The sequence below is a fragment of the Amycolatopsis nivea genome (genome assembly GCF_004522235.1).
In the GTDB taxonomy this organism is placed as follows: Bacteria; Actinomycetota; Actinomycetes; order Mycobacteriales; family Pseudonocardiaceae; genus Amycolatopsis; species Amycolatopsis nivea.
In genome coordinates this window covers 22255-38456 of record NZ_SDLT01000006.1, presented here as the reverse complement: position 1 = coordinate 38456, position 16202 = coordinate 22255, and the positions used below count along the sequence as shown (strand labels likewise).

Genomic DNA, 16202 nt, shown 5'->3' with positions numbered 1-16202 from the left:
CCGTTCCCCGGCGACATCGCGAGATATCGCTTCGCGAAAAACTCCTCGATCGCGCACGACGGGCACCCCGGGCGCACACGCGTAATTCGCTCGGGTTCGAAATGCATATTCCGGCGGGCTCCCCGAATTGGAGCAGGGCCTGCTCCAACCGAGTGGCCCGCCACGGGGCTGAAGGGCTCGGCAGACCTCGCGTGCGCGCGGCCCGCCGAGCCTTTCAGCAGCGGCTCAGGTGTGCCCGCCGAGCTGGATCATCTCGACCCGCTTCTCGTCGTCCAGCACCCGGAAGGTCGCGCGCTGCTTCCCGCCGAGGCGGATCTGGAACTGGTTTCCGCTCAGCTGCTTGTAGTTCATGTCGCCCGCTTCCTCGGCGGCCTTCTTCGGATGCCACTTGTTGTTGTGGATGTAGTTCTGGAACGTATCGAATTTCGCCTGCTCGGCCGCGGTCAGCGGCTGGTTCCCGAACCGCATGTCCTGTTTGCTGAACGTCCACTTGCAGTCGTTGAGGCCGAGCGGGTCGACCAGCAGCGTCGGGTTGCTGACGTACATCTGGGCGTTCGTGCCGCCGGTCAGCCCGACCGGGTCGGCGCTGAGGTAGCGGGCGAGGGCCGGGTCGAAGTAGCGGTGGTAGTTGTAGTGCAGGCCGGTCTCGGCGTCGAAGTACTGGCCGGGGAACCGCAGCGGCGTGACGTCGTCGCCGCGGCCGGATTCCGCGCCCCAGATGGTGCGCGGTCCGCTTCGGGCGACGGAGCCGTCCAGGCCCACCAGTTCGGTCGGCGTTCCCACGAGGTCGGTCACGATCGCGTGGTAGCGGCGGTCCACCACCTGCTGCGGGGTGTTCGCGTCCAGCACCTTCTCGCCCTGGATCAGCGGCAGGTCCGTCTCCGGTTCGAACTCCCAGTTCCGCAGCCGGCGCAGCCCGCCCGGACCGCGGTGGTGCTCCTCCGCCAGCCGGGACCCGTCCCAGGTGAAGTCGACCTGTTCGACGACCTCGCCGGTGGCCGACAGCCGCTGCTTGGCGGTGCGCCGCCGCATCGCGTCGTAGCGGTAGCGCCAGCGGTGTCCGTCCACTGTGGTCACTGCGACGAGCCGGTCGTCGGCGTTCCATTCGTACTGCGTGGTACGCGCGCCCGGGCTGATCAGGCGGATCAGCCGTCCTTGGGCGTCGTGCTCGTACTGGTTCGCCCCGGCGCGGACGATCCGGTTTCCGGCGAACTCGCGCGCACCGGAGTGCGGACCGCTGACCGCGGACGAGTTCGCCGCGACGACGTTGCCGGTGGCGTCGTAGCGGTAATGCTCGGTCCCGGCCGTTCCGGTGACGCCGGTGATCCGGCCGAGCGCGTCGACGTCGAACCGGCGGGTGCCCGCCAACGCGTCGTCGACCGCCCTGAGCGTGCCGTCCGCCCGGTAGTCGTACGAACGTCGTTGCTGCGCGGCGTAACCGCCCGACAAGGTTTGCGCGGCCAGCGTGCCGACCGCGTTCCAGTGGTGCCGGATGACCGTCGTGCCCCACGAGCGATCGGATTCGCGGCCGAGCAGGTCGCGCCCCAGCGTCATGGCGTGCCCGTCGACCCGCACGCCGACGAGGCTTCCCGCGGCGTCGAAACTCCACTCGCTGGCGGTGCCCGAGGGCAGGATCCGCTTGACCCGCCTGCCGAGCGCGTCGTACTCCGAGCGCAGCACCCGGCCGTTGCAGCTTTCGGCGAGGACGCGCCCGCAAGCGTCGTAGGTCCAGGTCAGCTCCGTGTCGGCGTTGACCGCGCGGACGACCCGGCCCGCCCGGTCGTAGTCGTAGCGGCTCGTGCTGTCGCCGGCCTGCTCTTCGACCAGGCTGCCCAGCGCGTCCCAGCCGAACCGGGTGATCTCGCCCGCCCCGTTCACGCGGCTGACGAGCTGGCCCGCCGCGTCGTAGGCGTAGCGCAGCACCCGGCCGTCGAAATCGGTTTCCTCGACCAGGTTCCCGGCCGCGTCGTACCGGCAGCGCCAGTAGTTCCCGCGCTCGTCGCGCACGGAGACGAGGCGCAATTCGGTGTCGTAGCCGAATTCCAGCCGGGTGCCGTCAGGGCGCACTTCCGCCGCAGGCAGGTCGAAGTGGGTCACTTCGGTGACCGTGGTCTGGCCGAGGGCGTCGACGTGGGTGCGCAGGTTGCCCTCGCCGTCGTAAATCCACCGTTCGGCAGTTCCGTCCGGCAGCGTCTGCCACGCCGGTTCGCCGCTGACCGTCCACCCGAGTCGCGTGGCGTTGCCGAGGGGATCCACCACAGCCGAAATGCGCCCGAAACCGTCGCGCTCGAACCGGGTGGCGGCGCCGGTCGCATCGGTGACCGAGATCGGCAATCCGGCCGCGTCGGTGGTCACGGCGCGAACCCCGCCGAGCGCGTCCGTGATCGACGACAGGTGTCCGTGTTCGTCGTAGCTGTAGCTGGTGGCCTGTCCCGCCGGGTCGATCAGGCGCGTGAGGTTGCCGCGCGCGTCGTACTCCCGTCGGGTGACCGCGCCGTCCGGCTCGATCACCGTCACCGGAAGGCCGAGGTCGTTGTACTCGGACCGGGTCTGCGTACCGTCCGGCCGCGTCACCGCCACCGTGTTCCCGGCCTCGTCGTACTCGTACCGGGTCACCCGGCCCAGCGGATCGGCGCGCGCGAGCAGCCGGTCGAACTCGTCCCACTCCGAGCGGGTCTCGTTGCCCGCCGGATCGACCTCGCGCAGGGTTTGCCCGCGTTCGTTGAGGTGGTACGCGGTCTGCTCGCCCAGGGAGTTCGTCCACCGCGTCACGCCGTCCGCGTAGGACAGCGAGCCGCTGAAGAATCCGCCGGAGCCTTCAGCTCGCACGACGCGGCCCTCGCCGTCGTAGCTGTAGCGGTACCAGGCTCCGTTGCGGTCGGTCCAGCTCGTCATCCGGCCTTCGCCGTCGTAGGCGAACCGCAGCGGCGCCCCGGAAGCGTTGACCACCTCGGTCAGCAGGCCGTGCCGGTAGCCGTACCGCAGCAGCGGCAGATCGGCGCCGCCGTCGGCACCGCACAGGTGAAACGCGCTGATCAGCCCGTCCGCGGACTCGACCCGCACGCGGTACCCGCCGCTGTGCCGGACCTCGGCGAGCGTGCCGGCGTCGTCACGGACGAACTCGACGCGGTGCCCGTTGCGATCGGTGATCGCCCGCAGCGGCAGCACCGGGCCGCCGCGGCCGAAGTGCAGCGTCCGGCCCTCGTCGGGGAGAGTGATCGTGTACCCGTCGCCGGTCAGCGCGAGCCGCCGCCGCGGTCCGGCCAGCGGCATGGCCTCCGGCGCCGGGTGCGGGTAGAACAGCAGCGTGCCGTCGTCGGACGCGAACGACACGCCCTCGTCGTCCACCTCGATCCGCTGGTCCACAGTGGACGCCCAGTTCGGGCCGAAGGACTGCCCCGCCCGATACGACGAGAGGTGCACCCGGCGCAGCACCAGCGGGAGCACGCCCGCCAGTTCGACGTCCGTTTGCGGCAGCACCACGTCGCCGCTGGCCACGTCGATCGGATCGCCGCAGGTGTTCATGTTCTTGTCCGGCACGCGGTCCTGCTGCGGCCCGCGGCTGTTGTCCCGGATGTTCGGCCCGGAGCCGCCGCGCGACCCGGAACCGCCGCCGTGCGAGCCGCCCCCGGACTGCCCGCCGCCGGGAGAGTGCACCGGACCGTCGTTGCCGCCGCCGCGCGTGCCGTCGGTCTCCGGTCCCCGGCCGCCGGAACCGCCTTCGTGCCCGCCGGAGTTCGCCGGCGGCGAATCCGCGCTGGAGGTCGTCGTGCTCTCGTTCTTGCCGCCGCCCTTGCCCGGCGAACCCTTCGGGGTTTCGATGTCCTTCGGCTTGGGACTCGGCTTCGGCTTGCCGCCCTTGATCCCCTTCAACGCCTTCCCGGCGTCGGCGAACAGCGTCCCGGCCTTCTTCAGCAGCGGCATCAGCGCCTTGAGCGCCTTCACCAGCTTCGTGGTGACCTGGCCGATCTTCGACGCCGTCTTGGCGACCGCGGAGATCACCTGCGGCACGACCCAGGTCATCCCGATCCCGAGCGTGAACACGACCTGCAGCGCCCACGAGATCAGGTGCCCGACGAGGTCGGCGATGGTGTCGCGGACGAGAGACCGGACCGCCGCGACGATCTCGCCCGCGGTCTTCACCCCGCTCGCGGCGCCCTCGCTGCCCTTCTGCGCGCTCGCGATCAGGGCGGAGGTGTCCTCGGCCTTCTTGCGGTAGCTGTCGGCCGCTTCGCCGTGCCAGTCCTGCAGATCCTTCTTGACCAGCTCGGTCAGCTCCGCCGAGACGCTCTCGAGCTCCTTCGCGACGTTGGTCCACGTCGCGGCCTGGGACTTGATCTCGTCCGCGTTGCCGGTGAGCGCGTCGAGAGCTTCCTTGAGCGGACCGACGTGCTCCATCAGCCAGCCGACCCCGGCGGCGAAGATCGCGCCGAACGGGTCCATCACCGCGGTGAGCACGTCCAGCGCGGTCCCCACCGCGCCGATCGCGACCGCGGCCCAGTTCTTGCTCTCGATCGCCTCTTTCAGCCCCGTCGCGTCCTCCAGCAACGGGACCCCGGCCATCGCCGAAGTCTCCTTCACCGGTGCGACCAACGGATTACTCATGCGACGTACAACCCCCTTGCGGCCGGGCCCGATCCCGGCGAACTCCCCCGGAAACCTAGCGGCACGCGGCAACCGTCCGCCCGCGGCACCGCGAGTCCCTGCCCGAACGAAGTCCCGATGTTGCCCGAGCACCGATCCGGTCCGCGCTGACACCGTGCCTGACACGGCCGCTTCCCCGGCGTCTGAGCCGTGACAGCAGCGTGTCCGCCCAGCGGGCGAATGTGGTCACAACGAACCGCTGAACCAGCCAGGGAGACCGGAAATGTCCACGTTCACCACCCCCAACCCCATCACCGCCGCGCTGACCACCGCGGGTGCTCGCGTCCGGATCACCGCGGGCGAGCGCGCCGAGACCGTCGTGCGAGTGCAGCCGGTCGACGCGGCGAACTCGACCGACGTGAAGGTCGCCGAGAAGACCAAGGTCGAGTTCGCCGACGGGGTCCTCACTGTGAAGACCACCAAGTCCGGACGCCAGACCGGTTCCGTCGATATCGCGATCGAACTGCCCGCCGGGTCCAAGATCGTGCTCAACACGGCTTGGACCGAGGTGCAGGCGGACGGCGCCCTCGGCGACTGCGAGGTCAACATCGGCTCGGGCCAGGTGCAGCTCGACCGGGTCGCCGCGTTGCGCGGGAACCTCGGCGCGGGCGGGCTCGCGGTCGGGCACGTCGGCGGCGACGTGGTCATCGAGGGCAGCGCGGCGGGCCTGCGGCTGGGCGAGGTCGACGGCGAGATCCGGTACCAGGGCACCAGCGGCAAGGTCTGGATCGGCCACGCGCGGTCCGACGTGGACCTCGGCGGGTCGAACGGCAGCTTCGACATCGGCACCGCGGACGGGAGCGTCGTCGCCAAGGCGGCCGACTGCCCGATCCGGATCGGGCGGGTCACGCGCGGTCAGGTGGAGCTGTCGAACGCGGCCGGCGGGATCGAGGTCGGCGTCAGCGCGGGCACCGCCGCCGACGTGGACGCGAAGAGCACGAAGGGCGCCGTGCGCAACACCCTCGGCACGCCGGAGAGCCCGCGCGGCGCGCTCAAGGTCCACGCCCGCACCCGGCTCGACGACATCGTCGTCTATTCCGCTGCCTGACCACCCGATCGGATGGCAGGATCGGACGGGTGCAGATCAAGATCCTGGGTCCGTTCGAGGTCCGCGACGGCACGACGGCCGAGGTGCCGGGCGCCCGGTTGCGCGGGCTGCTCGTCGCCCTCGCGCTCCGGCCGGGCCAGGTCGTGCCGAAGGCGTCGCTGATCGACTGGATCTGGGGCGAGCAGCCGCCGGCCGACGCCGCGAACGCCTTGCAACGCCTGGTTTCCCGGCTGCGCAAGGCGCTCCCGGGCGCCGTGGTCGAAGGACTGACCGACGGGTACCGGCTGGCGATCGACGCCGACGCGGTCGACGCGGTGCGCTTCGAGCGGCTCGTCGCCCAGGCCCGCGACCACGGGCCTGGGCGGCTGCGCGAGGCGCTGGAGTTGTGGCGCGGTCCGGCGATGCAGGACGTCGGATTGCAGGACAGCGACGCGTTCGACGCGGCGGCCACGCGGCTGGAATCACTGCGGCTGACGGCCATGGAGGACCGGTTCGAAGCCGAGCTCGATCTCGGCGGCGGCGCGGATCTCGTCCCGGAGCTGACCGACCTGGTCGCCGCGCACCCGGTGCGGGAAAGGCTCGTCGCCGCGCTGATGCGCGCGCTCGCCGCCGCGGGCCGCAACACCGAGGCGTTGCAAGCGTTCCAGCGGATCAGGGAAACGCTGGCCGACGAACTGGGCGCCGACCCGTCGCCCGAACTGTCCGCGCTGCACGTCGCGTTGCTGCGCGGCGAGGTGGGACGGCGCGAGGAGACCCGCAAGACCAACCTGCGCGCCGAATTCACCAGCTACATCGGGAAAGAAGCCGATGTAGCCGCGGTCCGCGACCTGGTTTCGCGGCATCGGCTCACCACCTTGACCGGGCCCGGCGGCTCGGGGAAGACCCGGCTGGCCACGGAAACCGCCCGCACGCTGGTCTCCGGCCTGCACCACGGCGCGTGGCTGGTCGAACTGGCCGCGGTCGGGAGCGGGGACGACGTCGCGCAGGCCACGCTGTCCGGGCTCGGCCTCCGCGACGCGCTGCTCGGGGAAGCGTCCGCCGCGGACCCGGTGGACCGGCTGGTCTCCGCGATCCGGGACCGCGAAACGTTGCTGGTGCTGGACAACTGCGAACACGTCATCGAGTCCGCCGCCGCGCTCGCACACCGGCTGCTCGGCGAATGCCGCGGACTGCGGATCCTCGCGACGAGCCGGGAACCGCTGGGGATCACCGGCGAGGCATTGTGGCCGGTCGAACCGCTCGCCCGCGCCGAGGCCGTCCAGCTGCTGCGCGATCGGGCGACGACGCGGAACCAGGACCTCGCCGACGACCGGACGCTGGTCCGCATCTGCACCGCGCTCGACGGGATGCCGCTCGCGATCGAACTGGCCGCGGTCCGGCTCCGCACGATGTCCGCCGAGCAGCTCGCGGACCGCCTCGACGACCGGTTCCGGCTGCTGACCGGCGGCAGCCGCACCGCTCTTCCCCGGCACCGGACGCTGCGCGCGATGGTCGACTGGAGCTGGGAACTGCTCAGCGACGGCGAACGGCTCGTGCTGAGCAGGCTGTCGGTGTTCGCCGGCGGCGCGAGCCTCGAGGCGGCGGAACGGGTCTGCGCGGGAGAACTCGTCGACGAGTACGAGGTGCTGGACCTGCTCGCCGCGCTCAGCGACAAGTCCCTGCTCGTCGCGTTCGGCGAAGGCGCGCCGCGGTACCGGATGCTCGGCACCATCAAGGAGTACAGCGCCGCACGCCTCGCCGAGGCCGGGGAGACCGAGCTCGCCCGGCAAGCGCATCTCGCGTACTTCACCGAACTGGCCGAAACTGCGGAACCCCGCTTGCGCCGCGGCGAGCAGCTGGAATGGCTCACTGTTCTCAAGGCAGAGCACGACAATCTCGTCTCGGCCATGCGCGGCGCGCTTGCCGCGGGTGACGCGCATGCCGCGATGCGGCTCGCCGCAGCCTGCGGCTGGTACTGGTGGCTTGTGGGCCGCAAGGCCGAGGGCATGGAACTGATCGCCGCCGCGATCGCGATTCCCGGCGAGGTCCCCGACGGGACCAGAGCCATCGTGTACGCGCTGACCTCGATGTTCGCCACGTCCGGCCCCGGCGACATGCCGGAAGCCGCGCAGTGGATCCACAAGGCGTACGAGTTCGGCAAACACGGCCGGCACCTGCACGCGGCGCTCCGGCTGGTGGTGCCGCTGGAGATGATGCTGCGCGACACGGACGCGCTCCTGCCCGCGTGGGAGTCGCTGCTGGACGACGAGGACCCGTGGGTGCGCGCGTTGTCCCGGCTGCACATCGGCAAACTGCGGATGATGCTCGGCCAGGACTGCGAATCCTGGTTCGACGAATCGCTGGTCGAGTTCCGGGTGCTCGGCGAACGGTTCGGGATCTCGTTCGCGCAGACCGAACTGGCCGGCTGCCTCGCCATGCGCGGCGAATTCGGCGAGGCGAGCGAGCATTTCGACCAGGCGATCGCGGTCGTCGCCGAGCTGGACGCCCTCGACGACATCGTCCAGCTGCGCATGCGGCAGGCGCGGCTGCACTGGCTCGCGGGAGACAAGGACGCTTGCGCCGCCGCGGTCGCCGAGGCGGAAAGACTCGCGGAAGGCGTCACGTGGCCCGGGACGCTGGCATCGCTCGCCCTCGTCCGGGCGGAACTGGCGCGGTGGAACGGCAACGCGCAGGACGCTTTCGACCAGTTCGGCCACGCGATGAGCCTGCTCGGCGACGAAGCGCAGCAACCGCATCTGCGCGCCGCGGCCCACGACTTGCACGCGTGGTTCGCGACCGATCTCGAGGAGGCGCGCGAACACCGTGCCGCTGCTTGCGACGCGGCAGCGGAAACCGGACGCGCGCCGGAGATCGCGCAGGCGGTCGTCGGGGTCGCCGACCTGGCGCTGCGGCGCGGGCAGTACGAGCACGCCGCACGGCTGCTGGCCGCGAGCGCGCAGGTGCTCGGCCGGAAAGACCTGTCGAACCCGGACGTGCCGCGGATCGAGCAGGAGGCGCGCAACCACCTCGGCGACGCCGCGTTCGACCAAGCCGCCCGGGAAGGCGCCGCGGGTGTGTGGACCGACCTGGTCACGGAGCCGCTGACGCGGGCCTGATCCCGTGTCAGCGCCGTGACGGCTCGGTGTCTGGGCGCTCGGAGATCGTGGTGACATCAAGCCACCACGAGAGGATTTCCCGATGAACCAGCAGGTTTCCCCGGTCAACGGCCTGCCGATGGACCGCGACGCAGGCCCGTTCGACCCGCCGTCGGCGATCACCGCGCTGCGCGAAACCCGCCCGGTCAGCCCGATGCTCTTCCCCGACGGCCACGAGGGCTGGCTGATCACCGGGTACGAGGCGGTCCGCCAGGTCATGTCCGACGCCCGGTTCAGCAACCGCCTCGACCTCGGCGTGGTCCACGTGCCGTACGAGACGCCGGGCATGCCGGTCGCCACCGAACCGTCGCCGCAGATCCCCGGACTGTTCATCAGCATGGACGCCCCCGACCACACCCGGTTGCGGCGCAAGCTCACCGGCGCCTTCACGGTCAAGCGGATGAAGCAGCTCGAAGACGGCATCATCGCGATCACCGAACAGCAGCTGGACGCGGTCGCCCAGCTCGCGCCGCCGATCGACCTCGTGCGGGAGTTCGCGCTTCCCGTGCCGTCGCTGGTGATCTGCGAACTGCTCGGCGTTCCTTACGCCGACCGCGAAACCTTCCAGGCGAACTCGTCGAAGTTCATGGAGCGCGACGTCAACCTCGAAGACAAGATGGCCGCCTTCGGCGCGATGATGGGCTACCTCGGCCAGCTGTGCACGGACAAGCGCGCCGAACCGGGCGAGGACATCCTGTCCGACCTCGCCCGTGACGAGGACCTCAGCATCGAAGAACTGACCGGCATGGCGTTCCTGCTGTTGCTGGCCGGGCACGAGACCACCGCGAACATGCTGTCCCTCGGCGCCTTCGCGCTGCTCGAGCACCCGACGCAGCTGGCGGAACTGCGCGCCGACCCGACGCTGTTCGGCAACGCGGTGGAAGAGCTGATGCGCTACCTGTCGGTGGCTGACATCTTCTACCGCTACGCCACCGAGGACATCGAGGTCGGCGGCGAGACTATTCCGGCTGGCTCGACTGTGGTCGTCTCGCTGCTCGCCGCCAACCGCGACCCGAAGCATTTCGAGGACCCCGACACGATCGACCTGCACCGCAAGGTCCGCGGGCAGGTGGCGTTCGGCCATGGCGTCCACCAATGCTTGGGACAGCAGCTGGCTCGCATCGAGATGCGCGTGGGGTTCGAGGGCCTGTTCCGGCGTTTCCCGGACCTGCGGCTCGCGGTTCCGGCTGGGGAGGTGCCGTTGCGGACCAACATGAATATCTATGGGGTGCACGAGCTTCCGGTCACCTGGGGCTGAGCGAGCGCCACGTTCACCATGGCGCCGGGCGTCAGCCGCGCAGTGCCGGGCCGATCCAGCGGCGCACCAGGTCGCGCAGTTCGTCGTCGGTCGCCGGTGGTGTCGACGGGTATTGCAGGAACGACATGAACAGCCGCATCAGGATCTCGGCGAGTTGCTGGAGTTCGGCGTCGGTGTGCACGCCCGCGGCGGACCAGTCGGCCTCGGTGTCTCGCAGGATTCGCGCGCCGAGGGAGAAGGACGGCGGCGTGGCGGTCCCGGCGGTGAAATAGTCGGCTTCCCCGGCCTGGAGCAGCAAACCGAGGTAGGGCTCGTCGGGCAGGCTGCGGACGGCGAACACGACGGACTCGACGGCGATCTCGACCGGGCTGTCGAACGCGGACAGGTGCCGCCGCATCCGTTCGGCGAACTCCTCGGCGCCCGCGTGGGCGACGGCGCGCAGGATTTCGGCCAGGCCGGAGAAGTAGCGGTAGACGGTCTGCCGGGTCACTCCGGCTTCGGCGGCGATGTGGGAGAGGTTGGTCTTGGCCAGCCCGGCGCGGTCGATGCACGCTATCGCCGCCTGCACGATCCGGCGGCGTGCCTCGTCTTCGGCGCCGGGCGGGTCGCCCTGCCATCCGTGGTACCCCATGACCCCATCGTTCCAGACGAGACCGCAGGTCACTGACGGGCGGGGCGAGCGGCGGCCAGCAGCGAACCGGCGGCGAGGAAGCACGCGAGCGCGTACGGTCCGCTCCCGATCGGGGAACCGTCACTGGTGATGCCGTCGCGGGCTCCGAAATAGGCGGGCAGCGCGCCGATCCAGAACACTGCCATCCCGCCCAGGTAGATCGCGGGGTAGTACCGGGCGAACGCCGACTGCGGCTCGCCCGCGCCGCGCTCGCCGGAGCGCAGCTGTGCCACGACGATCCACGCGCCGGCCACCCAGACGAGGCCCAGTTCCGCGCCGAGCACCCACGCTTGCGCGACCTGGTTCGGATGATCGCCGCCGAACAGACTCGCCGGGAGTCCGGCGACGGCCATGGTGAACGGGGTGAGGACGCCCGCCGCGAGGATGCGCGGAACCAGCCGCCAGCCGCGGCGCGGTCGGCCGTCTCCGGCCGGGCTGCCGGTGAAGCGCACCACGAGGTAGGTCATCGCTGCCATCGAAACCGAAGCGAACAACAGCATGCTGGTCATCGGAACCGCGGTGAGCGCGGGCTGGTTGACGATGCGGTCGGCCGGGTTCCAGGCCCACCACTTCAGTTGCGGGCCCACCTGGTCGAAGACCTCGTAGAAGACCTGGCAGGCGAACGCGACGGCGACGGAGCCGATCAGCGGGCCGCGGCGGCGGAAGACCCCCAGCGACCGCACCAGTTCGTAGGCGAGCTGGCTGATCACCGGATAGAACGCCACGATATAAAGCGGCAGCCGGTCCCCCATGAACTGCACGGTGAACCGGTTGTGCGCGAAGATGAATCCGTACAGCCGGTCGAGGCCGAACCATTCGGGGAAGTACAGCGGCGGTTCGGTGACGACGAGATACACCAGCGAAGCCCACCACAGCGCCAGGTTGACCGGATCGCCCGCGCGATAGCGGCGCACGGCGTGCCAGAGCGCGAACACGGCTCCGCCGACGATCAGCACCTCCAGCAGCGGCATCGTCCAGTGCGCCAGGTCCCACGGCGCCCGGACCGAGACCACCGGGCTGACGTCGTGGCAGTCGAAACCGAGCCGCCGGGCGACTTCCTCCGCCTCCGGCCCGCACCCGGCGCTCATCCCGCGACCGCGGCCGGCGAGTAGTCGGTGGCGGGCGGCTCGGCCTGGGGATCGAAGCCGAAGGGCACCCGGTGCCTGCCCAGCATGGAGCGGACGCAGTAGCGGGCCAGCCCGGCGAGCACGCGCGGGGTGCGCATCATCTCGCCCAGCGACTCGTCGAGGTTGAAGACTTTCGCGAAATGCTCGTCGACGACGTCGTCCTCCCGGGCGGCGCCGACGACAAGGCTGAACGCTGGGGCGGAGACGGCCGCGAGGAGGCGACGTTGCCACCCAGGCAGGCATTCGGTGCCCTCCGCGCACTCGTAGCCGCGGTCGCGGGCCATCGCCAGAGTCCAGGGCACCTTGAGCAGGTCGCATTGCGCCGCAAGGAATCGCGCGCAGAAGCTCGCGTCGAGGTTGGTCGCGCGGGCCAGATGCTCGCGCAGCAGCAGCGCCGAACCCGACGCGGAACTGATGCCCTGTGCGTAGAACGGATTGAACGCGCAGATCGAGTCGCCGACGAACGCCAGGCCTCGCGGCGGGCTCGTCCAGCGGTCGTAGCGCCGCCACCGGTTGCCGGTGGACCGCGTCAGATGCACCTCCGAGGACGGCGTGCACCGGTCCATCGCCGCGGCGAACAACGGCGTCCGCGTCCTGCGCGCCGATTCGACGAAGGCGTCGGCCGTCCGCGGCATCTCCAGTCCCCACGAACCCATGCAGGCGATGACCCGGTCGCCCTCGATCGGGAAGAAGTTCACCAGGAACTCGTGCTCCGCGGGATGCCCGCCGCGGTCCTGGGTCGGCATCAGCACCAGGTGCCGCCACCACCAGGACTCCGGACGGCTCTCCGGCGGCGGCAGCTCGTACCAGCGCGACGTGTAGGTGACCTTGGCGTCGAGGGTCCGCACCTCGGGCTCCGGCCAGCCCGCCGCCGCCAGCCAGTTCGCGACGGGCGAGCCGCGGCCCATCGCGTCCACGACGAAGTCGGCGTCGAGATGCTCCTCTCCCCCGGGCCGGGCGATGTCGACACCGGTGACCGCCCCGGGCGCGGTGCCAAGGCCGCGCACCGCCACGTGTTCCCAGATGTCCACATTGGACAGTTGGCGCACCTTGTCCCGCAGCACGCGCTCGATGAGGACGCGCGAGCTGTAGACCATCGTCATCGCACTGCGTTTGCGCGCCGACCAGCCCTCCCGGTCCAGGTAGGCGGCGTCCATCGACGGCATCAGGTGCAGCCCGCCCGCCGCGACGAGGTCGTCCTCGAAACCGGGGAAGAGCGCGGTGATCGCCCGGCGGCCCGAGTTCAGCAGGAAATGCGGGTGCTTGCTCTGCGGCACCCCGCGCCGGTGCTCGGCCCCCTCCGGCAGCTCGTCCCGCTCCAGCACGAGGACCTGATCGAAATACGGGGACAGCGCCCCGGCGGCGCACAGGCCCGCGACGCTTCCGCCGAGGACGACAGCGGTCTTGCCGAGCTTCATCCGAACCAGCTCCGCTCGTCATTCATACAACTTTCGAGATAATGTATGAATGATGAACCGGTGTGTCAATCGGCCCGGTCAGCGAGCAGCCCCGGCTACCCGCGGTCGGCCGCGTGCACCAGCCGTCCGTCCTGGTACACCGCGAGGATCCGTTTGCCCAGATCCCGCACGTCGAGCGGATCGCCGTCGACGACGACGAGATCCGCGCGCTTGCCGGGAGTCAGCGAGCCCAGCGAGGAACCGAGGCCCATCAGGTTCGCCGCCGACAGTGTCGCGGCGTGCAGGGCGTCGGCCGGGCGCATGCCCTGTTCGACAAGGAGTTCCAGCTCCAGCAGGTTCTCCCCGTGCGGGTACAGCGGCGCGTCGGTGCCCATCGCGATCGGGACGCCCGCCTCGACCGCGCGCCGAACGCTGCTTTCGGTGCGTTCCTTGATCTTCTCGACGATGTGGTCGGGATAGCCCGCTGCCCCGGCTTCGACCGCCTGCCGTAGACCGACGCCGGCGCTCAGGGTCGGGACCAGCCAAGTGCCGCGCTCAGCCATCATCTCGAGCGTCTCGTCGTCCAGGAAATGGCCGTGTTCGATGGAACGGACCCCGTTGCGGACGGCCGCCCTCGCCCCGTCGCCGTGGGCATGGGCCATGACGTGCAGTCCCGCCGCCGCGGCCTCGGTGACCATCATGGCGATCTCGTCGTCCCGGAAATGCGCGATCTTCGGCCCGGCGCCGCCGGACACGACGCCTCCGCTCGTTGCGGCTTTGATGACGTCGGCGCCCGCGCGGACCAGCTCCCGGACCTTGCGCCGGATCTCCTCCGGGCCGTCCACCACCACGGGCGGGCGGCCCGGGTGCGGCGGCAGCAGGTCGACCACGCAGGTCGAGGGCCACCACGGGTCGCCGTGCCCGCCCGTCTGGCTCAGCATGTTCAGCGAGATCTGCATGCGGGGCCCGGCGATCAGGCCCCGTTCCTGCGCCACGCGCATCCCGAGGTCGGCGCCCGCGGCGTCCCGGACGGTGGTGACGCCCGCGGCCAGCGTCCGCGCCATGTTCCGCGCGCCTTCGTAGAACTGGAGCGAAAACGGCTGTTGCACGCTCTCGAAGAGGTCCGAACTCGTCATCGTGAGGTGCACGTGGCAGTCGATCAGGCCGGGCAGCACTCCCCGGCCGGTGCAGTCGACTTCCTCGTCGCCGTCGAGGCCGGTTCCGACGTCGACGATCCGGCCGTTTTCGACCGCCACGTCCGCCGAATCCGCGCACCGGGACGTCGCGTCGAAGAGAGTTCCGCCGCGGAAGACAGTGCGCTTCACCGGCCCGCCCCGTTCACGGCCGCCTGGTCGTGGTCCATCGTGGTCCCCCTTCTCGCTGCTTGCTTTCGGATGAGCGGAGCCAACGCGAACAGCAGCAAAGCCAGCACGACCGCGCCGGCGCCGAGTGCGCCGAAGTAGCCTGCCGCCGAACGGGCGTCGTAGAACTTCACCAACTGGGCGCCGATGCCCTGCCCGGCCGCGTTCGACGACAGCCACAACCCCATCGTCTGCGTCGCGAACGCCGCGGGCGCCAGCCTCGTCGTCGCGGACAGCCCGATCGGCGAGAGGCACATTTCGCCGATGGTGACCACGGCGAGGCTCCCGGCCAGCCACAGCGGGTTGGTCTGCCCCGGATGCGCCGCGGGCATCACCATCAGTAGGTACGACAGGCCGGCGATCGCCAGTCCCGCGGCGAATTTGTGCGCGGTCGACGGCGAACGGGGCGAGCGGTCCAGCCGCAGCCACAGCATCGCGAACAGCGGCGTCAGCACGATCAGCACCAGCGAGCCGACCGACTGGAACCACGACGCCGGGATCGCGAACCCGAACGCGTCGAGGTCGGTGCTTTCGCCCGCGTACTGCGCGATCACCGTCGCGCCCTGTTCCTGGATGCACCAGAACGCGACCGCCGCGACGAACATCGGAATGTAGGCGCGGACCCGGGCGCGTTCGGCCGCGGTGGTGCGCGAACTGCGCAGCATGACCGTGAAGTAGCCGACCGGAAGCGCGATCGCCAGCACGCTGATGAGGTTGACGGCGCCGTCTGCGTCGAGGATTCCGGTGCTGACCGACACCGCCGCCAGGACGGCCAGCACCGCGATTCCGGCGACGACCGCGACGAGCCGCGACCGCGGGACCTCGGCCAGCCGCAATGGGTTCTTCGGACTGTTGCTCACCGGGTTGAGGCGCCGCTGCGACCGGAGATAGACCAGGAGACCGGCCGCCATGCCGACCGCGGCGATCCCGAAACCGGCGTGGTAGTCGTAATCCTGGCCCACCGTGCCGACGACGAGCGGAGCGGCCACCGCGCCGACGCTGATGCCCATGTAGTAGATGCTGAACCCGGAGTCGCGCCGCGGATCGCCGGCCGCGTAGAGATCGCCGACAGACGAGGAAATCGCCGGTTTCAGCAAGCCGGTTCCGACGGCGATGAAGACCATCGAGGCGAACAGCGCGCCGGCGCCCGCCGGGACGGCCAGGCAGATGTGCCCGCACATGATCAGAAACCCGCCGGCAAGGGTGGTCCGGCGGTCGCCGAGCAGCCGGTCGCTGATCCAGCCGCCCAGGATCGCCGCCAGGTAAATGGCCGACCCGTAGACCGCGATCAGCGGTTTCGCACTCTCCGGCCGGAGGCCGAGGCCGCCGTCGGACAGCCGGTCGGTCATGTAGTAGAGCAGCAGCGCGCGCATGCCGTAGTAGGAAAACCGCTCCCAGGCCTCGGCGAAGAACAGCCCCACCAGACCGCGGGGCTGACCGAAGAACGCCCGTTCTTTCCCCATGCCCACCGCACCTTCCGCGTCGACCGCAGCTTCGATGGGAGCAGACGGTACATCTGCCGAATGCGGCAATCAATAGCCGATTCGGCGAGCTTAGCTCGTC

9 protein-coding genes are annotated in these 16202 nt (G+C 70.5%); 3 read left to right on the top strand and 6 right to left on the bottom strand.

The window, feature by feature from the left end; translation table 11 throughout:
• Nucleotides 1-225: 225 nt before the first annotated feature.
• On the bottom strand, nt 226-4605 hold the full coding sequence (locus tag EIZ44_RS09000; protein ID WP_134728250.1) for an RHS repeat-associated core domain-containing protein: 4380 nt from the start codon (nt 4603-4605) through the stop codon (nt 226-228).
• 262 nt (nt 4606-4867) lie between these two features.
• On the opposite strand from EIZ44_RS09000, the gene EIZ44_RS08995 reads away from it, so the two are divergent.
• From EIZ44_RS08995 to EIZ44_RS08985, 3 genes are all read left to right on the top strand, one after another.
• Nucleotides 4868-5692 (top strand): DUF4097 family beta strand repeat-containing protein, encoded by an 825-nt coding sequence (locus EIZ44_RS08995; protein ID WP_134728249.1) that lies wholly within the window; start codon nt 4868-4870, stop codon nt 5690-5692.
• Nucleotides 5693-5721: 29 nt separating this feature from the next.
• Complete coding sequence (locus EIZ44_RS08990; protein ID WP_134728248.1) at nt 5722-8787, top strand: ATP-binding protein; 3066 nt, start codon at nt 5722-5724, stop codon at nt 8785-8787.
• An 82-nt stretch (nt 8788-8869) separates the two neighbouring features.
• On the top strand, nt 8870-10084 hold the full coding sequence (locus EIZ44_RS08985) for a cytochrome P450 (protein ID WP_134728247.1): 1215 nt from the start codon (nt 8870-8872) through the stop codon (nt 10082-10084).
• 31 nt (nt 10085-10115) lie between these two features.
• On the opposite strand, the gene EIZ44_RS08980 is transcribed toward EIZ44_RS08985, so the two are convergent.
• From EIZ44_RS08980 to EIZ44_RS08960, 5 genes are all read right to left on the bottom strand, one after another.
• Nucleotides 10116-10715 carry a TetR/AcrR family transcriptional regulator gene (locus EIZ44_RS08980; protein ID WP_134728246.1) on the bottom strand — a complete coding sequence of 200 codons (600 nt, stop codon included), beginning with the start codon at nt 10713-10715 and terminating at the stop codon, nt 10116-10118.
• Nucleotides 10716-10744: 29 nt separating this feature from the next.
• The gene (locus EIZ44_RS08975) at nt 10745-11842 is read right to left on the bottom strand and encodes a hypothetical protein (protein WP_134728245.1); all 1098 of its coding nucleotides are present in this window, start codon (nt 11840-11842) and stop codon (nt 10745-10747) included.
• Entirely contained in the window at nt 11839-13299 is a 1461-nt protein-coding gene (locus EIZ44_RS08970; RefSeq protein ID WP_134728244.1) for an FAD-dependent oxidoreductase, read from the bottom strand. The genes EIZ44_RS08975 and EIZ44_RS08970 overlap by 4 nt, the downstream gene beginning before the upstream one ends.
• Before the next feature lie 95 nt (nt 13300-13394).
• Complete coding sequence (locus EIZ44_RS08965; protein WP_134728243.1) at nt 13395-14603, bottom strand: metal-dependent hydrolase family protein; 1209 nt, start codon at nt 14601-14603, stop codon at nt 13395-13397.
• Complete coding sequence (locus EIZ44_RS08960; protein WP_134728242.1) at nt 14600-16102, bottom strand: peptide MFS transporter; 1503 nt, start codon at nt 16100-16102, stop codon at nt 14600-14602. Before EIZ44_RS08960 ends, EIZ44_RS08965 begins: the two co-directional genes overlap by 4 nt.
• Nucleotides 16103-16202 lie beyond the last annotated feature (100 nt).

Coding starts and splice junctions, on each gene's coding strand:
- EIZ44_RS09000 (WP_134728250.1), bottom strand. CDS start 4,605: ATGAGTAATCCGTTGGTCGCACCGGTGAAGGAGACTTCGGCGATGGCC.
- EIZ44_RS08995 (WP_134728249.1), top strand. CDS start 4,868: ATGTCCACGTTCACCACCCCCAACCCCATCACCGCCGCGCTGACCACC.
- EIZ44_RS08985 (WP_134728247.1), top strand. CDS start 8,870: ATGAACCAGCAGGTTTCCCCGGTCAACGGCCTGCCGATGGACCGCGAC.
- EIZ44_RS08980 (WP_134728246.1), bottom strand. CDS start 10,715: ATGGGGTACCACGGATGGCAGGGCGACCCGCCCGGCGCCGAAGACGAG.
- EIZ44_RS08975 (WP_134728245.1), bottom strand. CDS start 11,842: ATGAGCGCCGGGTGCGGGCCGGAGGCGGAGGAAGTCGCCCGGCGGCTC.
- EIZ44_RS08970 (WP_134728244.1), bottom strand. CDS start 13,299: ATGAAGCTCGGCAAGACCGCTGTCGTCCTCGGCGGAAGCGTCGCGGGC.
- EIZ44_RS08960 (WP_134728242.1), bottom strand. CDS start 16,102: ATGGGGAAAGAACGGGCGTTCTTCGGTCAGCCCCGCGGTCTGGTGGGG.